This is a genomic window from Gordonia oryzae (genome assembly GCF_003797185.1).
GTDB classification, from domain to species: Bacteria; Actinomycetota; Actinomycetes; order Mycobacteriales; family Mycobacteriaceae; genus Gordonia; species Gordonia oryzae.
Genome location: NZ_RKMH01000001.1, coordinates 356501 through 380113, shown reverse-complemented (window position 1 = coordinate 380113; position 23613 = coordinate 356501). Strand labels below are relative to the sequence as shown.

Below are 23613 nucleotides of genomic sequence, written 5' to 3'. Positions count from 1 at the left end.
AAGCATCCGGGTGCTTGCCTGATCGGGTGGGCACATATCCAGCCTGCCATCCCCGTCGGCATGTCACCGCGTCAGCGCGCCATCCACAACCGTCGGCGGATCACTTGGCGCATCCGCAGCAATTCCGAATTGCTCAGCCCGATCGGTGGTGCCTCGTCAACGAGCTGATCCACTTGCGCGAAGAAGTCACGATCGGTCAGCCCGAACTGCTCGGTGATCTCACGGGACGACCCGCCGCCCAATGTGTACCAACTCGTCTCGAAGTCGATCATCTGCTGTTGCTTATTGTTGATCACTGTCATGGTGCCGCCCAACCATCGTGGTGTTCCCGTGCACTCAGAACACTCTCGGTCTTGGCTCGTCCGAGAATGTCGCGGAGTGCGGTTGACGTCCTTTGTACACCGCGACGGTGACCGAGGGCAGTCATTTGTGCACCGCTGAGGTTAATCGCCGCGAGCCCTTTCCACCGGCATCGAAACACCTTGTCGCACTGGCCGACCACGTCGTGCCTTCTCGCTGTGGTGGGCGTGCAGGAACTATCTGGGAGTACCTATCCCTCATCGTGGGGTCAAGCGTCGCGACGCGGTCGGCGGGAACCGGTCGGACCCGCTGCCCTATGCGTCGTATCGGGGAACCACCGCGTATACGGTCAGTTCCCTGGGGACACCCTTGGCCTTGAAACGTCGGCGCCGACGACGTGTGTAGCGGTGCGGGTCGACGCTGTTGAGAGTCACGTCACTGATGAGCAATTCGCCCGCCCCGGCGGCACCGGCAACGCGCGCCGCGATGTTGACGTCGACACCGACGACATCGTCGCCCACCGCGCGAGGTGTACCGGTGTGCAGGCCGGCCCGCAACTGAGGGCGGTAACCGTCGATCGTGAGCGAGCTGACCGCGCCGATTGCCTCGTAGGCGGCCGCGATCGCCTCGTCGGGATCGGTGAACAACGCCATGACCCCGTCCCCGAGGTTCTTGACGATCCGGCCGTCATGCTGCCGGATCACCTGCTCGGTTGAGATATTCACCTCGCGCAAGAGACGCAGCACCTGGTCATCGCCGGCCGCGAGAGCCCAGGTGGAGAATGCCACGAGGTCGGTGAACAGAATGGTCACCTCGATCGGAGTGTCCGCGGAGTGCCCGCGCCGCCGGGTCAGCGATTGCCAGGCCTGTACCGCGGCGAGGCCCAACTCTCTGGTGGCACTTGGCTTTTCAGATCTGGCGCCGGCGATCAACCGAGCCAGCCGGTCCGACGGTCCGGAGTCGGTGATCGATGGTGGTGCGTCCGGCAGCAACCCGCGGACCGCGCGGATCGCCCGGATACCGGTGGAATTGGCGTCGGCGCGGGCGAGGGCATCTGCGGCCCGGGCACTCAGCGGTGGCGGTTCGGGATTCGGGTCGGGTGAGTCGGGAGTGCCGCCGGCGTTCACCGCAGTCGCTCCGCGTCTCGCGCCAAGGACAATAGATCATCGGCGAGACCGGACAGAGTGGCGCGATCGGCGTCTTCGCCCACCGCGGTGGCGAGATCCTCGGCGGCACATCGCAGGGCGAACATCCGGTCCCCGAACTCCGCGACCTCGGCGGAGGACAAGATGACCGCATCGTCGGGAATAGAGGTGCCCGCTACGAGCGCTCTCTGTTCGTACGCTCGCTGTCGACATGAGCGTTTGCAGTACTTGCGGCGCCGACCCATCTCGGAATCGGTCATGATCGAGCCGCACCACGCGCACGCGTAGGTTCGCCGGGAACGGATCGCATCCACGGCACAGACCGTACCGTGCGCGGTACTCATCGCGACACAGGCAGAGGTCGGTGTCGCGTGCGTCGGGGGTCACGAATCAAGAAGAGTAGAATGGTTCTGTTCAGCAGCTGGTTTGGTCAGCGAGCAAGCCGAGAGGAAAGCAGTAGCAAATGGCAGATCGAGTACTTCGGGGTAGCCGCCTCGGTGCGGTGAGCTACGAAACCGATCGTGATCACGATCTCGCGCCGCGGCGGATTGTCCAATATCGCACCGACAACGGGGAGATCTTCGATGTCCCGTTCGCCGACGACGCCGAGGTGCCGTCGAAGTGGCCGTGCAAGAACGGCATGGAGGGCACCATCCTCGAGGGCGCCGAGCCCGAGGAGAAGAAGGGCAAGCCGCCGCGTACCCACTGGGACATGTTGCTCGAGCGGCGCAGCGAGGAAGAGCTCGAGGTCTTGCTCAATGAGCGCCTCGACCTGCTCAAGCAGCGCCGTCGCGGAGCGACGAACTGATCGAGCTCAGCGGAGCGACGAACTGATCGAGCTCAGCGGAGCGACGAACTGATCGAGCTCAGCGGAGCGACGAACTGATCGTCTGATCATCGCCGACTCAGGCACACTGACGACGGGCGGCCCTGGGAGATTGTCCTCCTGGGCCGCCCGTCGTTCTGTCTGTCTGTCTGGTGGCGTCAGCGCCGAACGCCGAGTTGGGCAAGCCGACTTTGCACACCCCAGCGGAACACCTTGACGAATGCCTCCGACATGACGCCACCGCTCATCTTCGACTGACCGATCTCGCGCTCGGTGAAGGTGATCGGAACCTCGCGCACGTCGAAGCCCGCCTGGATCGACCGCCATGCCAGGTCGATCTGGAAGCAGTACCCGGCGGATTCGACGGTATCGAGGCTGATTTTCTCCAGCACCGCACGGCGGTACGCGCGGTAACCGGCCGTGATGTCGTGGATTCCGGCACCGAGCGCGACACGCGCGTAGGTGTTGGCGCCGCGGGACAGTATCTCGCGCCGACGCGGCCAGTTGACCAATTCGCCGCCCCGGACGTAGCGCGAGCCGATGACCAGATCGGCGCCGTCGTTGATCGTCGCAAGCAGAGCGGGCAGTTGTTCGGGGGCGTGGCTGCCGTCGGCATCCATCTCGATGACGACCTCGTAGTCACGCGTGAGCCCCCAGTCGAATCCGGCCAGGTATGCCTTGCCCAGTCCGTCCTTGTCGGCCCGGTGCAGGACGTGGATACGGCCCGCGGCATCGCCGGCGGCCAACTCGTCGGCGACCTCACCGGTGCCGTCCGGGCTGGAGTCGTCGACGACGAGCACGTGGATGGCGCTCAGCGTGGTCTGCAGGCGACCGATGATGAGGGGCAGGTTCTCGCGCTCGTTGAAGGTCGGGATGACAACCAGAGCCTTCTCGCCATCGGGCCCGACCACGGTGGGTCGCTCGACACCACCGGCGGGTGATCGGTCACTGTTCGTCACCGGCGTACTCCTCCGACTTCTCCGGGGCGGGGTCGGCACCCTGATGAGGCCGCACCGCCGTGAATCTCTGAGTGAACCTAGTACGCATTGCCACCGCGACCAAAAGCGCCACCACCGCGAGGAGCATCGCGATGCGTTCCGGCCATGCTCCCAGACGGGTGGCGATCGTCGTGGCGGAACTCAATGGAAGCCGATCGGCGAGAATCGCCGGGGTGAAGATGTCCGATTCCGACGTCGTCGTTCCGTCCGGTTCGATGAGCGCGCTGACTCCGCTGGTCGCGGCCACAATTACGGCCCGACCGTGCTCGACCGCCCGGAATTGCGACATCGCGAGCTGCTGATAGGTCATGTTCGTGCGACCGAACGTGGCGTTGTTGGTGGGTACGTACAGGATCTGGGCGCCCTGATCGACCGCATCGCGTGCGGCCCGGTCGAAGGCGACCTCCCAACACGTGGTGACCCCGACGGTGACGTCGCCGGAACGTCCCGGCACGGTCAGCACCGACGAACCGGTGCCGGGGCGGAAGTTGCCTGCCATGTCGGCGTAGGACGAGAACACCCGGAAGAACGGACGCCACGGCAGGTATTCGCCGAAAGGCTGGATGATGTGCTTGTCGTACCGCGCGATGGGGCCACGGCTGCCGTCCCACACCAGCACGGTGTTGGTCGGACGGCCGTCTGGTTCGACGATCAGCGTGCCCACCAGGATCGGTGCGCCGACGGCGTCGGAGGCCGCGGTGATCTCTGCGGCGGCGTCGGGATTGGCCAGCGGATCGATGTCGGAGGCGTTTTCGGGCCAGGCGACGAACGAGGGTTGCTCGATGTGGCCGGCGTTGATCTCGTCGGCGAGCGTCATGGTTTCTCGGACATGGTTGTCGAGAACGGCGCGCCGCTGGGCGTTGAACTGGAGTCCCAGTCGCGGCACATTGCCCTGGACCGCCGCAATCTGTGCCGAGGCACCTGAAACATTGCGGTCGACGGTGTCTGGCAGCAACGCGATCGCCGAGATCGGCGCGAGCAAGGCAAGGACGACGCCCAGTGCGGCGCTCCGGACGACAGTGGATCGGGTGCCCATGCCGACGGCGGCTTCTCGGCGGGTGGCGAGCTGAATCACCCAGACCGCGGATGCGCCGAACAGTGCAACCGCCCCAGATACCCCGGGCGCCCCGAGGACCGACGCCAGCGGCAGCAACGGGCCGTCGACCTGACTGAATGCGGTTCGTCCCCAAGGGAATCCACCGAAGGGAAAGGACGACCGCAGTCCCTCGACCAATACCCACGACAATGCGAACCACAACGGCGGCACGGGCAGTCGCATCGTCAGCGTCGCGCACACCCCGAACAGGGCCAGGTAGGCGGCGAGCGCGGCGGCGAGCGCCAACCACGGCAGGGGTCCGACGTACACACCGATCCAGGGCAGCAGCGCGACGAAGAACCCGAGGCCGTAGACAAAGCCGATCCAGGCCCCGCTCCGCGCGCGGGGACGACCCTCAGCCAGCAGCCCGTAGAGCAGTCCGAGTGACACCACCGCCATGAACCACCAGTTGCGGGGCGGGAAGGCCGAGAACATGGCGAGCCCGGCCAGGGCTGCGAGGACGGTGCGTACCGCCCACAGCGTTCGGCGGCGTGCGGCGGGCGAGGCGGTGGTCCAACGGTCGGCCAGCCGATCCCAGCGCCGCGGTGAGTTCTGCGTGGTACCGGCGGTGCGATCCGCATTGGCATCGGTCCCGGGGACGGCGCCGGTTCCCGATGCCGGCGTCACCGACCGCCTCCGTCGGCATCGTAAATGATCGACCCGGCGCGGACGGTCCGCACGCATCGTGGCAGCCGGGCATCGGGTGAGACGTCGGGCAGTGCGGGTACACGCGACCGCGGATCCGTCGACCACCGCTGCACCCCGGCGTGCGAGCCGGCAACCACGAGGTCGTCGGCTTCCCACACCGCATAGTCGGCCCGCGCACCGGGTTCCAGCGTGCCGGTCAGTCCGTCATGCACGCCGCCGGCGCGCCACGCGCCGCGTGTGCAGGCGCCGAATGCCGCCCGCGCCGAAATCGCCGACGACGCCCGATGTGGGTGTACCGCGGCTCGGATGGATGCCCACGGGTCGATCGTCGACACCGGCGAATCGGAGGAAAACGAGAGCGCCACACCGGCTTTGGCGAGCATCGCGAAATCATTGAGGCCGTCGGCGCGAGGCCCGAGCCGTTGGGCATACAGCCGTTCAGGTCCACCCCATTCGGCGTCGAACAGCGGCTGCATACTTGCGATCACCCCGCAGCGGGCGAGGATCGCTGCGTCGGTGGCGTCGGTCATCTCGACGTGTTCGAGCCGGTGGGCGCAGCGCGCCAGAGCCGGTGTTCCGAGTTCGTCGGCGACCGAGGCGAACGCGGCGACAACCATCTTGGTCGCGGCGTCGCCGATCACATGGAAGCCCGCCTGCACGCCGGCCAGGGTGCAGGCGTGGATATGCCTACGGGCGGTCTCGGGCTCGAGATAGTTGATACCGCTGGTGTCCGGATCGTCGGTGTAGGGCTCGCGTAACCAGGCGGTATGCGAGCCGAGGGCCCCATCGACGAACAGATCGCCGGCCAGGCCGTCGGCGCGAGTGATGGAGAGAAGTTCGGCGGCTTGATCGGCGTCCTGCGCCGCCTGGCCCCAATAGCGGCGCACCTCGACCGGATGCTCGAGGTCGGCCAGGGCGAGGAAATCGTCGAGGCCCGCGATCTCGGGTCCGCCGTTCTCGTGTACCGCCACCACTCCGGCGGCGGCCGCGGCGTCCAGTGCCCGGCGCTGCCACCGGGCGCGGGTCGCAGCGGTCACCAGCGTGCGGGCAGCGGCACGCACGAGGTGATGTGCGTGGGCGACAAGCGGTCCATCGGGGTCGTATCCCTCGGCGGCGTCAAGGTCGGTGACCAACCGGCGCAGCGCGGTGGAGGCGACCGCCGAGTGCTCGTCGATGCGCGCGAGATACACCGGACGATGACCGACGACGGCGTCTATCTCGGCGGTGGTGGGACATCTGCGGTCATCCGGATCGACGCCCGCCCAGGTGGAATCGTCCCACCCGAGCCCCCAGATCAGCTCGTTCTCGTCGGCTCCGGCCGCTGCGGCCGCGAGGCGGCCGAGACAATCGGTACGGCTGGTGGACTCACTCAGTGTCAATCCATCCAGGGCCAGTCCAGTCGACGTCAGATGCACATGGGAATCGACGAATGCGGGTGCGACGAAGCGCCCGGCCAGATCGGTGACCCGGGCATCGGGGTGCAGGGCTCGGCCCACGGCGTCGGAGCCGACCCACGTCACGACGCCGTCGGTGACGGCGAGCGCGGTCGCGTCGGGAACGCTCGACGAATAGACGAGTCCGCCGAGCAGGAGTTCGGTAGCCACGATCGTCCAGTGTGCCCTGAGTGGGGTCGGAAGGTGCCGGGGGGTTTGGTGCCGGGGGGTTTGGTGCAGTGAGGCTCGGGTCGGTGATCAGTGTCCGGGCGGCAGGTGCCGGTCGCGGGCCGAGGTGGCACCTGCATGCGCCGGATCGCCGGGAGCGGGCGAATCGACGACGGTGCCGTCGATGACGGAGCCACGTCGAAAACCCGAGGTCGCATAGATTCCGGCGCGATCCATCGCCACCACGAGACGGCGGGCGCCGAACGCGGTCACCGCGGGCCGGACCAGGCGTCGGGTGGGCGGTGCGAGCAGCACGATTCCGGCCAGTGTAGAGACCACGCCGGGAATGACCAGCAGGATCGAGGATCCGGCCATGATGGCGGTGTCGGCGAGGGGTGTCCGCGCGTCGACCTCGTTGCGGGCGGCACGTCGGAGCTCGCCGAAGAGCTTCGCTCCCTGCCAGCGCAGCATGAGAAAGCCGACGACGGACGCAGCGACGGTGATGAGCACCGCCCACCCGAAGCCGACGCTCATGGTCATCGCCACGAACACGCCGATCTCGACGGCGAGATAGAGGAGGGCATAGGCGAGTCGCATGGATCGTCCTTTCGTTGCGTGTCTGCACCGCTCAACGAACGAGACGCCGGTTTTGCTCCGCAACCCGGGCCCACCAGTTCTGGGAAATGCTGTGAAACCCGCGCTACTCGCCGTCGCGGCCCTCGATGTCACCCTCGGTCTGCAGATACACCGACCGGAGGTCGTCGAGCATCTGCGCGGGTGGCTCGTGCCACATGTCGCGCTCGACGGCCTCGAGCAGTCGTTCGGCAATGCCGTGCAGCGCCCACGGGTTCGACTCCGCCATGAACTTCTGATTGTGCTCATCGAGGACGTAGGACTCGGTGAGCTTCTCATACATCCAGTCGGCGACGACGTCGGTGGTGGCGTCATAGCCGAAGAGATAGTCGACGGTGGCCGCCATCTCGAAGGCGCCCTTGTACCCGTGGCGCTGCATCGCCGAGATCCACCGGGGGTTCACCACGCGCGCCCGGAACACGCGACTGGTCTCCTCCGACAGCGTGCGTGTGCGCACGGCGTCCGGGCGGGTGGAGTCGCCGATGTAGGCCTCCGGAGAGCGACCCGTCAACGCGCGCACCGTCGCTACCATGCCGCCGTGGTACTGGAAATAGTCATCGGAGTCGGCGATGTCGTGCTCGCGGGTGTCGGTGTTCTTGGCGGCCACCGAGATCCGCCGGTAGGCGCTGCGCATGTCGTCGACCGCCGGGATACCCGACAGGTCACGCCCGTAGGCGTACCCACCCCATTCGGTGTAGACCCGTGCCAGATCGTCGTCGGTACGCCAGTCGCGCGAATCGATCAGCTCGAGCAGACCGGCACCGTAGGTTCCAGGTTTGGACCCGAAGATACGGGTGGTGGCCCGACGCCGGTCGCCGTGCTCGGCCAGTGCGGCACGAGCATGGGCCGCAACGAAATTGGAGACATCGGGCTCGTCGGCATCGGCGGCGAGTGCGACCGCATCGTCGAGCATGGTGACCACATGCGGGAACGCGTCTCGGAAGAAGCCGGAGATACGGACGGTCACGTCGATCCGGGGCCGGCCGAGTTCGGGCAGGTCGATCAGTTCGAGCGCCGACACCCGACGCGACGCCTCGTCCCACACGGGCATGACGCCGAGCAGCGCGAGCACCTCGGCGATGTCGTCGCCCGAGGTACGCATCGCACTGGTGCCCCACACCGACAGCCCGACCGACGCGGGGTACTCGCCGTGGTCGCGGAGATAGCGCTCGAGCAGAGAATCGGCCATCGCCCGCCCTGTCTCCCACGCGAGGCGGGAGGGCACGGCCTTGGGGTCGACCGAATAGAAATTGCGGCCGGTGGGTAACACATTGATCAGACCACGCAGCGGCGATCCGCTGGGCCCGGCCGGGATGAAACCACCGTCGAGGGCGTGCAGCACGCGCGGGATCTCCTGAGAGGTCTGGCGCAGCCGCGGGACGACCTCGGTGGCCGCGAAGCGCAGGATGTCGGCGACCGCGGGCGGATGTCCGACGGCCACCTCGGCGACCGTCTGCTCCGACCAGTCCCCCGCCGCGCACGACTGCACGAGCTCGCGGGCGAGGTGTTCGACCGCGTCGACGTCGGTGCGCGCGGCTTCGCCGCTGCCCTCGGTCAGCCCCAGCGCCTCACGCAATCCCGGGAGGGCCGCCCTCCCGCCCCACAACTGTCGGGCACGCAGCATCGCAAGGACCAGGTCGACCTCGTGCTCGTCGGCGGGAGCCTGCCCGAGCACGTGCAGTCCGTCACGAATCTGCACGTCCTTGATCTCACAGAGCCAGCCGTCGACATGCAGAAGCATGTCGTCGAAGACCTCTTCGTCGGGGCGCTCGGTCAGCCCGAGATCCTGATGCATCTGCGCCGCGGTGAGCAATGTCCAGATCTGCTGACGGATGGCCGGCAGCTTGGCTGGATCGAGGGTGGAGATGTTGGCGTGCTCGTCGAGGAGTTGCTCGAGGCGGGCGATGTCGCCGTAGGACTCGGCGCGCGCCATCGGCGGGATCAGATGATCGACGAGCACCGCATGGGCGCGTCGCTTCGCCTGGGTGCCCTCGCCGGGATCGTTGACGAGGAACGGGTACACCAGTGGGAGATCGCCGAGGGCGGCGTCGGTCCCGCAGTCCGAGGACATGCCAAGTGTCTTGCCGGGTAACCATTCCAAGTTGCCGTGTTTGCCGATGTGCACCACCGCGTCGGCGCCGAAGCCCGGTATGTCGCCCGCTCGGTCCGCCCGCCCGGCGACCCATCGATATGACGCCAGATAATGGTGCGACGGTGGCAGATCCGGGTCGTGATAGATCGCGACCGGATTCTCCCCGAATCCGCGTGGTGGCTGCACCATGATCGCAGTGTTGCCGAAAACTAGTGCGGCGACAACGATGTCACCCTCGGGATTGGTCGAGCGATCAACGAACAACTCCCCCGGCGGCGGCCCCCAGTGTGTGGTCACGGCCGAACGCAACGTGGCGGGCAGCGTCGCGAACCAGCGGGAATAGTCCGCCGCGGACACCCGAATCGGGTTGGCGGCCAACGACTCCTCGGTCAGCCATTCCGCGTCCTGACCGCCCGCGGCGATGATGGCATGGATCAGGGCATCGGAATCATCCTCGGCCAGACCGGGAATGGCGTCCGGGCCGGATTGCGGGCCGATGTCGTATCCCGCGTCCCGTAAGGCCCGGAGCAACGACACCAGACTGCGCGGGGTGTCCAGACCCACGGCGTTGCCGATGCGGGCGTGCTTGGTCGGATATGCCGAGAGCATCAACGCGATACGGCGTCGGGCCGCGGGGGTGTGGCGCAACCGGGCATGGGCCACGGCGATGCCCGCGACCCGTGCACACCGCTCGGGGTCGGGACGATAGGTGGGCAGCCCGTTCTCGTCGAACTCCTTGAACGAGAACGGCACCGTGATGATCCGACCATCGAACTCGGGCACTGCGACCTGAGTGGCGACATCGAGTGGCGAGAGACCGTCGTCGTTGGAGTCCCAGTCGGCCCGCGAGGACGTCAGGCATAGGCCCTGCAGGATCGGGATATCCAGGGCGGCGAGGCGTTCGATGTTCCAGGCATCGTCGTCACCGCCCGCCGACGCGGTGGCCGGGGTGGCGCCGCCGGCCGCGAGGACGGTGACGACGAGCGTGTCGGCGGTACCGAGCAGCTCGATGAGATCGTCGGGAGCGGTACGCAGCGACGCGCAGAACACCGGCAGTGCGCGGGCGCCGGTGTCCTCGATGGCGCGGCACAACGCGTCGATGTAGGCAGTGTTGCCCGCCAGATGCTGCGCCCGGTAGTAGAGCACGGCGATTGTCGGAGACGACCCGTCCCCGCCCGCATGGGCAGCCTCTGCCCGCCTGGTGCCGGCTCGATCGAGGATTCCCCAGGCGGGGGTCTGGGCGGGTGGATCGAAGCCGAGGCCGGTGAGCAGCAGGGTGTCGGAGAGGAAGTTGTGCAGGTTCTCCAGATTGCTCACGCCCCCCGCCGCGAGGTAGTTGTGGGCCTGCTGGGCAACTCCGGCGGGAACCGTGGAGCACGCCATCAGATCGGGGTCGGGCTGCTGCTCACCGGACAGGACGACGACCGGGCGACCGGCGGCCAGTACAGCTTCCAGTCCGTCTTCCCACGCGCGACGCCCGCCGAGGATTCGCACGACGACGATGTCGGCCGGCGCGAGGAGATCGGCGATGTCATCGACCAGCAGCCGCGACGGATTGGCGATCGCGTAGTCGGCGGTACCGGCATGGGCAGTGATGAGGTCGGTGTCGGAGGTCGACAGCAACACAATCATGAGAACTCCTCACCGGGGTGGCGCGCCCGGTCGTGTGGTCGGGGTGCCCAGCGACAGGTCTGACTCCGGGCGCATCTGTGGACACCCCCGACACAGTGGCGCGACCGCGCCGGACTCGCACCGGCTTCTGATGCACTGGACGTGTGGTTGGAGCGTAGTGCAGGCACCGTGGGCGGCCCACACCCACGTCTACGCTGAATCCCGTGACCGAACCCCGTCAGCGCAGCGCCGAGGACCGGTGTCCCGGTGTGTTCACTCCGCACCCGGCCGCCGACGGCGCACTCGCGCGGATCCGACTGCCCGGCGGGGTGCTCACCGCCGCACAGCTGCAGACTTTGGCCGAGGTCAGTGCCGAGCACGGTGACGGGTACCTCGAGCTGACTGCGCGCGCCAATATCCAGCTACGCGGGATCAGCGACCTCGAGCCCGTCGCGGACGCACTGACCGCGGCCGGGCTGCTATCCGACGACGGGGTCGGGGGTGTCGACGTCGGCGGCCGGGAGAAGATCCGCAACATCGTGGTGAGTCCGCTGACCGGCCGGATCGGGGGGCACGCCGATGCGTCGCCGATCGCCGACGCGCTCGATGCCGAACTGCGTCGTGCCGATGGACTCGACGGTCTCTCGGGCAGGTTTCTGTTCGGGGTGGACGACGGACGCGGTGACGTGGTGCGTCGCCGGCCCGATGTGTGTGCCGTCCTGCGCCATCCGGCGCAGGACGGGGTGGCCGACATCGTGGTCGACGGTGAGGTGGCCGGTTCGGTCGATGCGACCGCGGCTGTCGCGCCGGCGCTCCTCGACGTTGCGCGCGCCATGGCGGCGCTGACCGCGCCGCGCCGCTGGCGCATCCGCGATCTCGACGCGGCGGCGCGCGTGTCGGTGATCGACACGGCCCGGCGCCGCCTCGGACCACCCGGACTCCAGACGTGGACAAACGCGGCGACGCCGGAACCGATCGTCGGATGGTTCGGGCAGGACGACGGCCGGGTACTGCTCGGTGCGGTCGTCGAGCTGGGTCGACTGCCGTCGCGGCTCGCCGAGTTCCTGGCTGCCGTCGGGGCACCGATCACGATCACCACCGACCGGGAAATCCTTCTCTGCGATCTGACCGAGTCGATCGCCGAGACCGTTGTCCGCGTCCTCGCGCCAATGGGCCTGATCTTCGACGCCGCCTCACCCTGGGTGCGGGTCACTTCGTGTGCCGGGGCCCCGGGATGCGCCAATGCGCACGCGCCGGTGCGTACCGATCTCGTAAACCGGGTCGCGGTTGGTGAGCCGGTGACCGACCGCGAGCACTGGGTCGGGTGCGAGCGCAGATGCGGCTCCCCCACCGAGCCACATCTGCGGGTAGAGGCCGGCCCCGACGGCTATCACACGCGCCGGGTTCACGAGAACAGGTAGTCCTCGAGCGGAAACGTGTCCTGTGCCCGCACCGCCTCGGCCACAGAGGTCGGCCGGAACAACGGGGTCTCCCCCTTGGCGTTGAACCAGTACGAACGTGACCGAGCGCAGTTGCCAAGGGCAAACACAGAATCGGCAATCCGGGTGGTCATGTCGTCAAGAAACTTCTCGTTGGCCTCTTCACGGACCTCGAAGGAGGCTGCATCCCGGCGTCGGACCTCCCCGAAAAGCCGCGTGATATGCCGCATCTGGCATTCGACCGTGGTGAACCAGGACAAACCCACCCACGAGTAGGGGCCGGCGGAGTTCAAGAAGTTCGGGAAGTAGGGCATCGTCAGACCCTCGTAGGCGGCGAATGCGGTTTCCCGCCACCACTTTCCGAGATTGCGACCGTCGCGTCCGATCACCTCGATCGCCGGGAGATTCTTCTCCCACACGTCGAATCCGGTGGCGAGGATCAGGACGTCGATCTCACGGATACGGCCGTCGGCGGTGACGATCCCGTCGGGCTCGATGTGATCGATCCCGGTGGTGTCGAGGTTCACGTCCTCGCGTGCGAGCGTGCGATAGTAGTCGTTGGAGACCGTAGGGCGTTTGCAGCCGTAGTCGTAGGCGGGTGTGAGGTCGCGACGCATCTGCGCATCACGCACCTGCAGATGCCGGAAGAGCGCGGCAATACGTTTGACGGCCTCGTTGACGCGGCGAAATCGTCGGAAACGCCACATCGCGATCAGCATGGCCATCTCCTGGGTCACATCGGTGACCCAGCGCATCGCCCGTTGACTGGCCGGGACCCGCCGGAACAGAGCGCGCACCGGAGCGGGGATGGGTGCGTCGAGTTTGGGCATCACCCACATCGGCGTGCGCTGATAGACCGTCAACTCCTCAGTGAGATCGGCAATCTCCGGAATCAGTTGCACCGCAGTCGATCCAGTCCCGATCACCGCCGCGCGCTTGCCGGCGAAATCGTAGTCGGAATCCCACCGTGACGCATACATCACCCGCCCGGCGAAGGTATCGATACCGGGGATGTCGGGGGTGGCGGGCTGGGACAGAAATCCGGTGGCGCACATAAGGAATCGCGTCGTCATCGTGGCCCCGCCGGCGAGGTCGACACGCCAGGTGTTGGTCTCGGCATCCCACCGCGCGCCGTCGACACAGACACCGAATCTCATGTGCCGCCGGACATCGTACTTGTCGGCGACGTCGACCGCGTACTGCTTGAGTTCTGTTCCCGGCGCGTACAACCGCGACCAGTTGGGGTTCGGCTCAAACCAAAATGAGAAGGTGGGCGACGGAACATCCACGGCCAGACCGGGGTATCGATTCACGTGCCACGTGCCGCCGAGGTCGTCCTCGCGCTCGAGAATGACGAAGTTCTCATAACCGAGTCGTTTCAGGGCGATCGCGGCACCGATCCCGCCGAATCCCGCACCGACGATGATCACGTCGTGGAGTTCGGGTCCCGGCTGCGATGAATAGCCCTTCTCTGGTGACTGTTGGTCCGCGGAATTCATAACTACCTTCCTGTGGGAGTTGACGACTCGCGTATCGGGCTGCCTACTCTGGTCGATATGGACGTCTCGAATGCGCACGTGCTCCTCACCGGCGCCTCCGGCGGGATCGGCAAATTCCTGGCGATCGCGCTGGCCCGTCGCGGGGCCCAGCTGACACTCACCGGGCGGCGCTCCGATGCGCTCGCCGAGCTCGCCGATCGAGTGGGCGGCCGGGTGATCATCGCCGATCTGACCGAGCCGGAAGCCCCGGCCGAGGTGATCGCACAAGCCGGTCGCGTCGACATCCTCGTCGCCAACGCCGGCTTGCCGGCGTCAGGGCCCGTGCTGGAATACGCGACCGACGAAATCGATCGCGCTCTCGAGATCAACCTCAGGGCTCCGATCCTCATGGCCAAAGCGGCTGCGACGCAAATGATTCCGCGTGGAGGTGGCCACCTGGTGTTCATGTCGTCGCTCTCGGGAAAATCGGTATCGTCGAACACGTCTCTCTACAACGCGACGAAATTCGGTCTTCGCGGGTTCGCGTTGGCGCTGCGGGAGGATCTGCGGCCCCACGGGATCGGCGTGTCATCGATCTATCCCGGACCGGTGCGTGACGCCGGCATGATCGCCGATTCCCGGGTGCGACTGCCGCGTGCGGGCACGGTCACCGCTGCCGCAGTGGGCGCCGCCACGATCCGAGCCATCGAACGCAATCGGCTCGAGACCACGGTGGCGCCCTTGCCACTGCGACTGGCCACGACGCTCGGCGGACTTGCACCAGCCACCTCGGCGGCGCTCGCCCGTGTCACCCACAGCGACCGGCTGGTGGCCGCCATCAGCGACGGCCAGCGCAGCAAACGCTGACCGGCTAGTCGGCGGCACGATGCTTGCCGACGTACGGGGATGGCGCCGACCCGGTGCTCGACGACGATCCGCCGGATGAGGATGCGTCGGATGAGGATGCACCCGACCCTGTGGACGACGAGGCGGTCGACGAAGGTGCGTCCGACGACGCTGCCCCGGAGGACGACGTGCTCACGGCGCCGGAGCCGAGTGCCCCGGAGTCTGTCGTTCCCGAGCTTGCTGTGCTCGAGCTTGCTGTGCTCGAACTTCCGGTGCTCGAACCGGACGCGGAACCGGAGGCGCTCGGCGCACCGGAGCTCGTGGTTGTCGACGGGTTCGATGGTGTGGTGGTCGATTCCCTCGGAGTCGGCGCGGGGGCGGTTGTACCGGTGGTGGATGGCGAACTCGTGGCAGGCGTGTCACCCGGGGCTGCCGTCGCCGACGTACCGCGCAATGCCTGCTCCGAGGTCAGCGTGACCGAACTCGTGACGGCCTTCGTCGGCGATGTCGCTGCGAGAGCAGGTGCGGCGGTACCGGTGTTGGTGGTGGCAGAGCTGATGGAGGGCACGGCGTTCAGGATCGATTCACCGATCATTGTGGCGAGCTGCTCGGCCGAGGTGCCGGTCATCTCGGCTGCCTGGCCGAGTCCGTTGATGTTGGTGATTACGTTGGCGGCCAACAGTCTCGCGAACGCTTCCACCTGCGTGGCGAAGGCTTCGAGATTCTGCGGGATCAGGGTGGGCAGTTGTGGAATCATCGCGAGCGACTGATCCACTGAGGTGATGGCGTCGGCATAGATCTGCTCCCATGCCTGCGCGGTCCACAGGTTGGTGACCTCGACGTAGTCGGGGCGATCCGGATTGTCGTAACCGGGGGCGGGATTGTCCACCCAGTTGCCGTCGGTCAGTTGTTGGCCGAGGTCGAAGGCCGTGTAGTACTTGCCGAACAGCCCGAATTTCGGCAACGACCCGGGCGCGCCCTGCGCGCCGAACAGCTGGCACGGCAAGCAGAACGTGCCCGGCACAAACGGATTGAGCCCGTTCCACACCGCTTTGGCGAAGTCGCCGTAGGCGCTGGCCCACTGTGCGGTGGTCGGCCCTTGCCGCACGCCGGTCGGGTCCTGGGTGAGAGTTTCCCACACTGCCTTGAGCGGGCCGAGCAGATCGAGGTGGACCGTCTCACCCGACCAGAAGGGCTGGATGTTCACCACCGTTCCGTCAGCGGTGGTGTAGGTCGCGTCGTTGGGATCGATCGTGTTGCTGATTTCCGGGAAGGTGTAGCCCGTCACCAGTTCCCAGGCCGGAACCTGCCCGTACTGCAGGAAGTACAGCGGATCGCTACACGGCCCCGGAACGCCGGTGCAGTTCGGTGTCATCGGTGCGAACGAGGCCAATGTCATCCAGAGTTGCTCTGATTGCGCATCCGCGACCAACGGCACCGGCATCAGCAGCAGACTGATCGCCTTGACCTTCTCGTAGTCCTGCTGGTCGAAGCCGACCACATTGGTGGGGATGTACACCCACCAGTTGCCGGAGTCGTTGAACGCCTTGGTGGTTTGTCGCAGTGCCTGATACTGCACGGCGGGAATATTGGCCAAGGTCTGGTAGATGTTCGTCGGGATGTTGGCGATGGATGCCTCGGCGTGCGCCTGCGCGCCGGGCGCGGCGACCTGCGCGCCGATCGCTGCGGCCACTCCCGCACCGGCCATGGCGGCGACCACCGATCGCGAACCCCGGTGCGGTGAGCGCTGACTCGCTGTCGTCGTCATCGCTGTTGTCGTCACCGCTGTTGTCGTCATCAGTATGTGTTCCCTCCCGTTGCCGCGCGTGGATCGCGGTTGGACAATTCGATGAAATTGGTGCTGGTCCCCCGAATGATCTGACAGTCTGACCCCTGGCGGTGGGGCCGCGGGTGCTCACCCCTCGACCAGCGGGGCGAGGTCTGCGCGGATCGAGAGAATTCCGTTGCCGGGGGTGCAAATCGAAGTCGTCACGGGTTGTCATTCGGTGATTCTTCCTCGAGTCGCCCGAGCCAGACTCGGCCCCCGTAACCATCGAGATGGGTGACCTCCCCGACAGGCCGCCGTGCCGTTGGGCCGTACCGCCCCCGCGGCCAGCCCAGGGGCACGATACACAGCGGGGTGACGTTGACGGGCAGCTCGAGGGTTCGACGTACCGAGGTGAGGTTCCACAACGGCATCGTCGTCAGCGATGCACCGAGACCCATTGCCCGGGCGGCTAACAGCAGGTTCTGCACGCTGGGATAGATCGATCCCCAGTAGCCGGATTCGGCCGGATGCGGCATTCGCACACCCGTGAGGCGCCCCTCGCGTACACCGAGGCGTAGGCAGGCGACCACCAGGACCGGGATCTCGGCGAAGTGGTCAACCTGCCACTGGACGGCCTTGATGGTGCGCCGCGTAGCATCGTCGGATCGGACCAGATGACGGAGCGCGAAGCGTGAGTACAGGTTCCACGCTTGCCGGTACCGTCGCGCCAGCTTCTCCTTGGCCACGGGGTCCTTGACGACGATGAACTCCCATTGCTGGCCGTTGTTGCCGGTCGGTGCATGCTGTGCGAGTTCGATGCAGGTCAGGATGATCTCGTCGTCGACCGGGTCGGGACGCACCCGCCGAATCGCGCGCTGGGTCATCATGGCTTCCTGCAACGGCATCGTCAGTCGCTGCAAGGCCTCATCGACGGTCGGTATCGGTGCGGGTTCGTGTGGTGGCGGCGGTGTCGATGGCGTGGCGATCTCAGTCATGGTTGTCGATCCATTCGGTGGTAAACCGGCCGACATCGGGTATGAGGCGTCGGAATTCGGCGCCGATGGCACTCTCAACGCGCCCGCCGACCAGTGGGAGGCGTACCTCGACGGTGCCATCGACGACCATGCGCGACCCGCCCGATGCGGGTTCGATACGTGCATGTCCGCGACCGGAACCGGGAGCCCCGAGCACAGTGATCTCGATCGTACCGTGGACGCGATCGTCGCCGCCGACCTGCCAGTGCTCGGTTGTGCGCACCTTGAGCTCACCGGGATAGACCCGTGCGATCACGGACGGGAGGCGATCCGCGCGGAGGTCTTCGGTCATGACCAGCCGTACCGACTCGCCGTCGGGCGTCGATGTCCTGTCGAGTTCGTCGAGGGTCATCGATGACCCGAAGGCGGCGTAACGGTCGTGCCAGTACGTGGTCGCGGCGAACGCGTCGAAGACCTGTCGGGTGCTGTGCGGGGAGGTGACGGCAACCTCGAATGTGCGCGGCATCAGGCACTTCCCGCGGTGGTGAGTTGAGCGCAGATGTCCTCGGCGAAGTCCCGTGCGCGGATCAAGTCGTGGGGTCCGACGTTGGTCATCGGGATCGGTACCCCCAGATAGCGTTTACGGTACTCCCCGGAGCCGAGAAAGCTGGTCAGCGAGAGCATTGAGCGTAGCTGACCACCCGGATAGGTCGTGACGAGGCTGCCGAGGTAGCGCCCGCCCTGCCAGCGGCCCTGTGCGCGGACCTCTCTCAGATTTCTCCGCCAGCTGTCACGGCAGACAACGAATACCGCAAAGGCAGTGCCCGCCAGCACTTGCCGGGCCGCGGGTGAGGCTAGGAACGAGCGCATCGGCATCGCCGGTGCACTCCACCAGGTTGGCGATCCGATGCAGACCAGGTCGTAGCGGCGCTCGGTCACGAAATCCGGCACGCAAATCGATCCGGTCTTCTTACGTACCTGCGCCGGCAGGACGCTGAGCATGTCGGGCCACACGCGCGCCATCGGAAACCGCGTGAATCGGCGCGCGTACCGGTCGTCGGTGAATTCGATCGCCGCCTCGTCGACCGCATAGCCGTGCGCGGCGAAGACGTCTCCGGCGGCCGTCAGTATGGCCCGGGTCTGCCCCGTGTAGCTGTAGTACAGCAGCAGAACCCGGGGCTGCGGCGCGCCGACCGCGTCCGGATTAGCGGGTACCATCTCCGGACTCCCTTATCATCCGGCCGAGATGGAAATCCAATAGCCTTGGCGCACAGTCATATTCGGTACTACAGTAAAGGGTATGACGACCAAGGTTGCCGTTGACCTGCATGGTGCGGCCAAGACCATGCTCACCACTTTGTATCTGAAGTCGCTCGATGCGGCTCTTCCGCAACCGGTCCTCGGAGATCGCTTCGCGCCGCTGGCGGTGGAGCGACTCGATGTCGACTGGAGCGAGCTGGGCGTCACCGCGCGGTGGGCGCCGATCGTGACCGTGCGCACCGCGCAGTACGACCTCTGGGCGCGTGACTTCCTTGCGGCACATGCTCAGGCGACTGTCGTGCACATCGGGTGCGGCCTGGATTCGCGGGTGTTCCGCCTCGATCCGGGACCCGGCGTCGAATGGATCGACGCGGATTTCCCGGAGGTGATTGAGCTGCGGCAGAAAGTGTATCCCGATCGCGCCCACTACCGGTTGGTGGCGACGTCGGCGACCGATCCATCGTGGCTTGACGCCATCCCCGCGGATCGGCCAGTGCTGTTCCTCGCCGAGGGCATCAGCATGTACCTCACCCGCGACGAAGGACTCGGCCTGATCTCGCGGGTTGTCGAGCGCTTCCGGACCGGCGAGGTCCAGATCGACTTCTACAACTGGCTGGCGATCGCCACCCAGCGCGTACACATGCTCAATCGGCGATCGGGGTCTCGACTGCATTGGGCGGTCAACTCCCCCGCCGACATCGTCGGTGAAATCCCGGCTCTGCATGTCGTGGACTCGGCCACTCTCTTCTCCGCGAAGACCTTCGCCCGGGTGAATGGCCCGTTCGCGGGCGCGGGAGTGCTGTCGCGGGCGATTCCTGCGGGCCGAAAGGCTCTTCAGTACCACCGATATGCGTTCTGACGGCCGCGTCATCGGAGCGCCCCCGCTCCGATGACGGGATCGGCCGGTGCCGCGATCTCGGCGAGCAACGTCGCGATGGCGTCGATCGACCGCTGCGGGTCCGGTCCATGTGTGTGATATTCGACCATCAGCCGCCCGTCGAAGATCTTGCTCGTGTACATCTCAATACCTCCGCCGACCTGGAAGTGCAGTTCCCCGTGAACCGCGGTCAGTCGCACACCCGGTGGGGTGCGCATCGGTGGCACCATACCGTTGTCGGTCATCATGACGACGTCGGGCAGGCCGGGCGGGTTGCCTTCGTAGCTCGGCGTGAAGTGCAGCAGGGACTGGGCGATGACACCGTCGGCGAGGTCGGCGCGATACGCCTCGAAGATCCGGGTGGCGAGATCGAGAACTTGGGTGCCGGGGTCGATCTCGGCAAGGAAGGTGCCCACCCCGACAGGGTTGGTGGCGGCCGTCGCGGATACCGGCGGGCTGAGCACGTAGCGCAAATCGACCGGATAGATGTAGGGCACCGGGATTCGCCTGCGGCCTCGCACCTGCCATTCGGCAATCAGGATCACCGCCGCGAGGACGCCATTGAGCCCCACGCCGTTGCTGCGCGCGTAGTCGACGATGGCCCGGGTCTGGCGTTCGTCGAGCCCACACCACGCCATCGGTACCTGCTGGGGAGCCGAGGGCCGCGCATTCGATGTGGTGCGCCGGGACGGCGGCAACTCGTAGGCGAACAACGCGGGCATAAAGCGCTCCAGACCAGATCGGTGGAGCTTGGTGATCCCGCGCTGGGCCAGAACGGTTTCCAGTGAGTCCGGCGCCGGCTCCACTGGGCCCGGCCGCGTGTCTCCGGTGGTGACCAGATCGGTGTAGTAGGAAAACAATTCCTCGATCAGGGCGAACTGGTGATGTCCGTCGGCGAGACTGTGGTGGACGTACAGGGTCGGCTGGGCTCCACCGTCGAGCAGCACCACGCGCAGGTGTACCAGCGCCTCGGTCTGATCGAAATTCGGAAGTACGACCTCGACGCTGCCGTCATGGTTGTCCACTACCATGATTCCCGGATGCATCAGATCGTCGACGACGATCTGCCAGCGTTGATCGGCGTCGCGTTCGAGATGGCCGCCCAAGACGGGATGCACCTCGAGCAGCGTGTCGAAGGCCTCGGCGAGCGCGTCGGTGTCGACGGGTCCGTCGAGGTGGGCTCCGAGACCGACGAAATTGTGTGTCTCGGCGAACATCTGCTCGCTCTTGGCGAGGTGGCGGATGACTGCTGAGGCGCTCACGGGTCCTCCTGGTGATCGATGACGGTCAGTGCGGGCTTCTCCGGATCAGCTGTGCATGCTGGCCTTTCGGTAGCCGAGGGCCAGAGGGATCGCGCAGACCACGATGATGCTCACCGACCACTCGAGCAGACCCGTCAGCGGAGCGGCGATGGGCCCGCCCACCGAAAGGCCCTTCATGGTGTCGACGGTGTAGCTGAGTGGTTGATGCCACACAGCAGGCTGGATCCACTCGGGATATTGATGCAGCGGTACGAATCCGGTGCTGAAGAACATGAATACCCCGGACACGAGCGCGGTCGCTTCGACCACGATCGTCTTGGCCGAGTACAACGCGAGTGTGGCGACACCGACGGCGAAGGCGAGCCCGAAGACACACGGCACGAACACCCAGCCGAGGGCGGCGGCGACACCCATGTGGAATCGGAATCCCATGGCGTAACCCGCGGTCAGGAGCGCGAGGGTGGCCACGACGATGCGGATGGTCTCGGCCAGCAGCCGAGAGATCACCCCGGCCGTGCGGTTGATGGGTAACACCCACAGCCGCGCCAGCAACCCACTGTCGCGTTCGTGCATCAGTGACAAGCCGCCGACAGTGGCGCCCTGGGTGGCGGCGACCATCGCCACCAAGGGCACGCTGCCGTACAGTGCGCCGATGCCGGTGACCCGGGTGATGCCGTCGCCGAGAACGATATTCAGAGCGACCAGGAACGCCACCGGAACCAGGATGGTCTCCGAGGTACTCGCCGGATCGCGCAGCCAACGACGCATAGTGCGAGAGGTGAGCGTCACGGTGTGCCAGAGCAGAGCGCGCGGCGACCACTCCGCCGGCCTGCGCGGCGCAGCCGGAATCGGATGTGCTGGGGCAGGTGTCATCTCATCGGTGAGCGGGGTCAACAGCTCATCCCTTCCGACCTGTCAGCACCGCGTAGACGGGCATCAGGACCACCCACAGCGCAGCGATCCAGGCCAACGATGGCCCGATGGTCTGCCAGGTAATGGCACCGGCCGCGCCGGGGATCCGGTCGCCGGCCAGTGCCCGCAACGCGTAGACGAACTGTGAGATCGGTTGATTGCGCACGAAGCCCTGGATCCACCGCGGAAACGCCGACGCCGGCTGGACCCCGACCGACAGTAGTCCGAAGATCAACTGCGGCAACATCATCAGATGGGTGGTGGCATCGGGATTACGTGACGCCGTGCCCACCACCTCCCCCAGGAATGACAGGGTGAGTCCGATCGCTAGCACAAGTCCGCAGAACGCGACGGTGTAGAGGGTCCCTGCGTAGAACCGAAATCCGATGACATATCCGCAGATCAGCGAAATCACCAGCGCGACCGTGCAGCGATACATGCTGGCGGTCATGCGGGACGCCAGCGGGGTGACACGGGAGATCGGCAGTGCCCGGAACCGCCGGTTGATCCCCTCGATGGCATCCGACGCCGAACGGAAAGCACCGGAGATCGCCGCGAAACTGATCGCCTGAAGTGCGATGAGCGGCATCAGATACTGCGCGTAGCTGCTCATCTCGGCGGCGTAGAGCCCCATGAAGTTCTTCAGTGGGATGTAGAAGCCCGCCGTGAACATGATCGACGCCGCGACCTGGGTGAGGAGTTCGCCGTTGCGTAGCGTCGGCACGATGCTCCGGGTGGTCAGCACCCACCACTGCTGCACTCCGGACGGGTAGGTCTCTCGACTGCCGGCGCCGGTGAACCGCCCCGACGACCACGACGTCGGTGTCATGGCGCCACCTCGTCCTGGGCCGGCCGGGCGGTCTCGGCGGTGAGCGCCAAGAACACTTCGTCGAGCGAGGGGCGTCGCAAGGCGACGTCGGCGAGTTCGATCCCGGTGCCGTGCAACCGACCGAACACCTCGACCATCGTGTCGGCACCGTGCGGTGCCGGCATGGAGACGCGGTCGGGATGGGCGGTCACCGTTGCGCGCCGCGACGGCGGCATCATCGGGGTCAACGCCGCGACGATCGCCGGGATCGCAGAGGTGTGACGGGGCACGATCTCGCAGTAGGTCGCCCCGGTGCGTTCCTTGAGCTGATCGGCTGTGCCCTCGGCAATCACCGTGCCCCGGTTGAGGACAACGATCCGGTCGGCGAGGGTATCGGCTTCCTCGAGGTACTGCGTGGTGAGGACGGTGGCGATGCCGTCGGACTTGAACCGTTCGACGAGATCCCACACCGCCTGCCTGCTGCGCGGATCGAGCCCGGTGGTCGGCTCGTCGAGGAACACGACCTCCGGTCGGACGACGAGACCGCACGCGATGTCGATACGACGCCGCATGCCACCCGAGTAGGTTCCCAACGGCCGGTTCGACGCGTACTGCAGGTCGAACTGTTCGAGCAGCTCGTCGGCCCGGCGGCGCGCCATCGACTTGCGCCATCCCTGTAACCGGCCGAACATCACAAGGTTCTCCCGGCCGGTGAGCATGTCATCGAGGGCCACCTGCTGCCCGGTCAGCATGATCGAACGCCGCACTGCGGCCGGGTCCCGCGCGACGTCGTGCCCGGCGACCAGCGCGGTTCCGGAATCGGGAGAACTCAAGGTGCACAGGATGTCCACCGTGGTGGTCTTGCCCGCGCCGTTGGGGCCGAGGAGGCCGAGGACCTCGCCGCGTCCCACGGTGAAACTGATACCGCGCAGCGCCTGGAAGTCGCCGAAGTTCTTGCGCAGATCCCGTACGACGACCGCGGCGTGTGATTCGTCGGGGCGGCGATGCCGACCACCACCGAGGTCGGTATAGCGGATGT

The 23613-nt window shown here is 66.6% G+C and carries 21 protein-coding genes; 4 read left to right on the top strand and 17 right to left on the bottom strand.

The genetic code is table 11. From position 1 onward, the window contains the following. Positions 1–71: 71 nt before the first annotated feature. The 3 genes from EF294_RS01665 to EF294_RS01655 form a co-directional block, all read right to left on the bottom strand. Entirely contained in the window at positions 72–293 is a 222-nt protein-coding gene (locus tag EF294_RS01665) for a DUF3263 domain-containing protein (RefSeq protein ID WP_185090917.1), read from the bottom strand. 321 nt (positions 294–614) lie between these two features. Next, complete coding sequence (locus tag EF294_RS01660) at positions 615–1427, bottom strand: adenylate/guanylate cyclase domain-containing protein (RefSeq protein ID WP_123925265.1); 813 nt, start codon at positions 1425–1427, stop codon at positions 615–617. Beyond that, positions 1424–1789, bottom strand: coding sequence for a hypothetical protein (locus EF294_RS01655; RefSeq protein WP_185090898.1), 366 nt, complete (start codon positions 1787–1789; stop codon positions 1424–1426). The genes EF294_RS01660 and EF294_RS01655 overlap by 4 nt, the downstream gene beginning before the upstream one ends. A 119-nt stretch (positions 1790–1908) precedes the next feature. Here EF294_RS01655 and EF294_RS01650 point away from each other — a divergent pair, with 119 nt between their 5' ends. Then, positions 1909–2253 (top strand): RNA polymerase-binding protein RbpA, encoded by a 345-nt coding sequence (locus EF294_RS01650; RefSeq protein WP_006372801.1) that lies wholly within the window; start codon positions 1909–1911, stop codon positions 2251–2253. Between the two features lie 176 nt (positions 2254–2429). On the opposite strand, the gene EF294_RS01645 is transcribed toward EF294_RS01650, so the two are convergent. The 5 genes from EF294_RS01645 to cobN all read right to left on the bottom strand — a co-directional run bounded on the left by EF294_RS01645 (position 2430) and on the right by cobN (position 10971). Then, the gene (locus tag EF294_RS01645; RefSeq protein ID WP_123925263.1) at positions 2430–3230 is read right to left on the bottom strand and encodes a polyprenol monophosphomannose synthase; all 801 of its coding nucleotides are present in this window, start codon (positions 3228–3230) and stop codon (positions 2430–2432) included. Beyond that, positions 3217–4992, bottom strand: coding sequence for an apolipoprotein N-acyltransferase (lnt, locus tag EF294_RS01640; RefSeq protein WP_123925262.1), 1776 nt, complete (start codon positions 4990–4992; stop codon positions 3217–3219). Before lnt ends, EF294_RS01645 begins: the two co-directional genes overlap by 14 nt. Beyond that, the gene (locus tag EF294_RS01635; RefSeq protein ID WP_123925261.1) at positions 4989–6617 is read right to left on the bottom strand and encodes an amidohydrolase; all 1629 of its coding nucleotides are present in this window, start codon (positions 6615–6617) and stop codon (positions 4989–4991) included. The genes lnt and EF294_RS01635 overlap by 4 nt, the downstream gene beginning before the upstream one ends. A gap of 87 nt (positions 6618–6704) precedes the next feature. Further along, on the bottom strand, positions 6705–7211 hold the full coding sequence (locus EF294_RS01630; RefSeq protein ID WP_123925260.1) for an FxsA family protein: 507 nt from the start codon (positions 7209–7211) through the stop codon (positions 6705–6707). Between the two features lie 103 nt (positions 7212–7314). Next, entirely contained in the window at positions 7315–10971 is a 3657-nt protein-coding gene (cobN, locus tag EF294_RS01625; protein ID WP_123925259.1) for a cobaltochelatase subunit CobN, read from the bottom strand. 203 nt (positions 10972–11174) lie between these two features. Here cobN and EF294_RS01620 point away from each other — a divergent pair, with 203 nt between their 5' ends. Further along, positions 11175–12371: a nitrite/sulfite reductase gene (locus tag EF294_RS01620; protein ID WP_123925258.1), complete on the top strand. Its 1197-nt coding sequence runs from the start codon at positions 11175–11177 to the stop codon at positions 12369–12371. Here EF294_RS01620 and EF294_RS01615 read toward each other — a convergent pair. Next, on the bottom strand, positions 12356–13888 hold the full coding sequence (locus tag EF294_RS01615) for a flavin-containing monooxygenase (protein WP_246007606.1): 1533 nt from the start codon (positions 13886–13888) through the stop codon (positions 12356–12358). The genes EF294_RS01620 and EF294_RS01615 overlap by 16 nt on opposite strands. A 57-nt stretch (positions 13889–13945) precedes the next feature. Here EF294_RS01615 and EF294_RS01610 point away from each other — a divergent pair, with 57 nt between their 5' ends. Next, positions 13946–14734, top strand: coding sequence for an SDR family NAD(P)-dependent oxidoreductase (locus tag EF294_RS01610; RefSeq protein ID WP_123925257.1), 789 nt, complete (start codon positions 13946–13948; stop codon positions 14732–14734). Positions 14735–14738: 4 nt separating this feature from the next. Here EF294_RS01610 and EF294_RS01605 read toward each other — a convergent pair whose 3' ends face one another. The 4 genes from EF294_RS01605 to EF294_RS01590 form a co-directional block, all read right to left on the bottom strand. Next, positions 14739–16511: a hypothetical protein gene (locus tag EF294_RS01605; protein WP_246007605.1), complete on the bottom strand. Its 1773-nt coding sequence runs from the start codon at positions 16509–16511 to the stop codon at positions 14739–14741. Positions 16512–16702: 191 nt separating this feature from the next. Continuing rightward, positions 16703–17476 carry a nitroreductase family protein gene (locus tag EF294_RS01600; RefSeq protein ID WP_123925256.1) on the bottom strand — a complete coding sequence of 258 codons (774 nt, stop codon included), beginning with the start codon at positions 17474–17476 and terminating at the stop codon, positions 16703–16705. After that, positions 17469–17981: a DUF2505 domain-containing protein gene (locus EF294_RS01595; RefSeq protein WP_123925255.1), complete on the bottom strand. Its 513-nt coding sequence runs from the start codon at positions 17979–17981 to the stop codon at positions 17469–17471. The genes EF294_RS01600 and EF294_RS01595 overlap by 8 nt, the downstream gene beginning before the upstream one ends. Continuing rightward, on the bottom strand, positions 17981–18673 hold the full coding sequence (locus EF294_RS01590) for a flavodoxin family protein (RefSeq protein ID WP_123925254.1): 693 nt from the start codon (positions 18671–18673) through the stop codon (positions 17981–17983). Before EF294_RS01590 ends, EF294_RS01595 begins: the two co-directional genes overlap by 1 nt. An 82-nt stretch (positions 18674–18755) precedes the next feature. On the opposite strand from EF294_RS01590, the gene EF294_RS01585 reads away from it, so the two are divergent. Next, a complete protein-coding gene (locus tag EF294_RS01585) occupies positions 18756–19574 on the top strand; it encodes a class I SAM-dependent methyltransferase (protein WP_123925253.1) in 819 nt (272 codons plus the stop codon). Positions 19575–19582: 8 nt separating this feature from the next. On the opposite strand, the gene EF294_RS01580 is transcribed toward EF294_RS01585, so the two are convergent. The 4 genes from EF294_RS01580 to EF294_RS01565 are packed head-to-tail and all read right to left on the bottom strand — an operon-like array spanning position 19583 to position 23611. After that, positions 19583–20854, bottom strand: a complete 1272-nt coding sequence (locus EF294_RS01580) for a phthiocerol/phthiodiolone dimycocerosyl transferase family protein (protein WP_123925252.1) — start codon at positions 20852–20854, stop codon at positions 19583–19585. A 45-nt stretch (positions 20855–20899) separates the two neighbouring features. Then, positions 20900–21727, bottom strand: coding sequence for an ABC transporter permease (locus tag EF294_RS01575; protein WP_246007604.1), 828 nt, complete (start codon positions 21725–21727; stop codon positions 20900–20902). 25 nt (positions 21728–21752) lie between these two features. Then, positions 21753–22595 carry an ABC transporter permease gene (locus EF294_RS01570; RefSeq protein ID WP_123925250.1) on the bottom strand — a complete coding sequence of 281 codons (843 nt, stop codon included), beginning with the start codon at positions 22593–22595 and terminating at the stop codon, positions 21753–21755. Next, a complete protein-coding gene (locus EF294_RS01565; RefSeq protein WP_185090916.1) occupies positions 22592–23611 on the bottom strand; it encodes an ATP-binding cassette domain-containing protein in 1020 nt (339 codons plus the stop codon). The genes EF294_RS01570 and EF294_RS01565 overlap by 4 nt, the downstream gene beginning before the upstream one ends. Positions 23612–23613 lie beyond the last annotated feature (2 nt).

What these genes read in the sequence shown, in the direction of transcription:
- EF294_RS01605 (WP_246007605.1), bottom strand. Translation starts at nt 16,511, where the DNA reads ATGACGACAACAGCGGTGACGACAACAGCGATGACGACGACAGCGAGT.
- EF294_RS01655 (WP_185090898.1), bottom strand. Translation starts at nt 1,789, where the DNA reads ATGAGTACCGCGCACGGTACGGTCTGTGCCGTGGATGCGATCCGTTCC.
- EF294_RS01590 (WP_123925254.1), bottom strand. Translation starts at nt 18,673, where the DNA reads ATGGTACCCGCTAATCCGGACGCGGTCGGCGCGCCGCAGCCCCGGGTT.
- EF294_RS01630 (WP_123925260.1), bottom strand. Translation starts at nt 7,211, where the DNA reads ATGCGACTCGCCTATGCCCTCCTCTATCTCGCCGTCGAGATCGGCGTG.
- cobN (WP_123925259.1), bottom strand. Translation starts at nt 10,971, where the DNA reads ATGATTGTGTTGCTGTCGACCTCCGACACCGACCTCATCACTGCCCAT.
- EF294_RS01575 (WP_246007604.1), bottom strand. Translation starts at nt 21,727, where the DNA reads ATGACACCTGCCCCAGCACATCCGATTCCGGCTGCGCCGCGCAGGCCG.
- EF294_RS01610 (WP_123925257.1), top strand. Translation starts at nt 13,946, where the DNA reads ATGGACGTCTCGAATGCGCACGTGCTCCTCACCGGCGCCTCCGGCGGG.
- EF294_RS01615 (WP_246007606.1), bottom strand. Translation starts at nt 13,888, where the DNA reads ATGAATTCCGCGGACCAACAGTCACCAGAGAAGGGCTATTCATCGCAG.
- EF294_RS01595 (WP_123925255.1), bottom strand. Translation starts at nt 17,981, where the DNA reads ATGCCGCGCACATTCGAGGTTGCCGTCACCTCCCCGCACAGCACCCGA.
- EF294_RS01585 (WP_123925253.1), top strand. Translation starts at nt 18,756, where the DNA reads ATGACGACCAAGGTTGCCGTTGACCTGCATGGTGCGGCCAAGACCATG.
- EF294_RS01650 (WP_006372801.1), top strand. Translation starts at nt 1,909, where the DNA reads ATGGCAGATCGAGTACTTCGGGGTAGCCGCCTCGGTGCGGTGAGCTAC.
- EF294_RS01600 (WP_123925256.1), bottom strand. Translation starts at nt 17,476, where the DNA reads ATGACTGAGATCGCCACGCCATCGACACCGCCGCCACCACACGAACCC.
- EF294_RS01570 (WP_123925250.1), bottom strand. Translation starts at nt 22,595, where the DNA reads ATGACACCGACGTCGTGGTCGTCGGGGCGGTTCACCGGCGCCGGCAGT.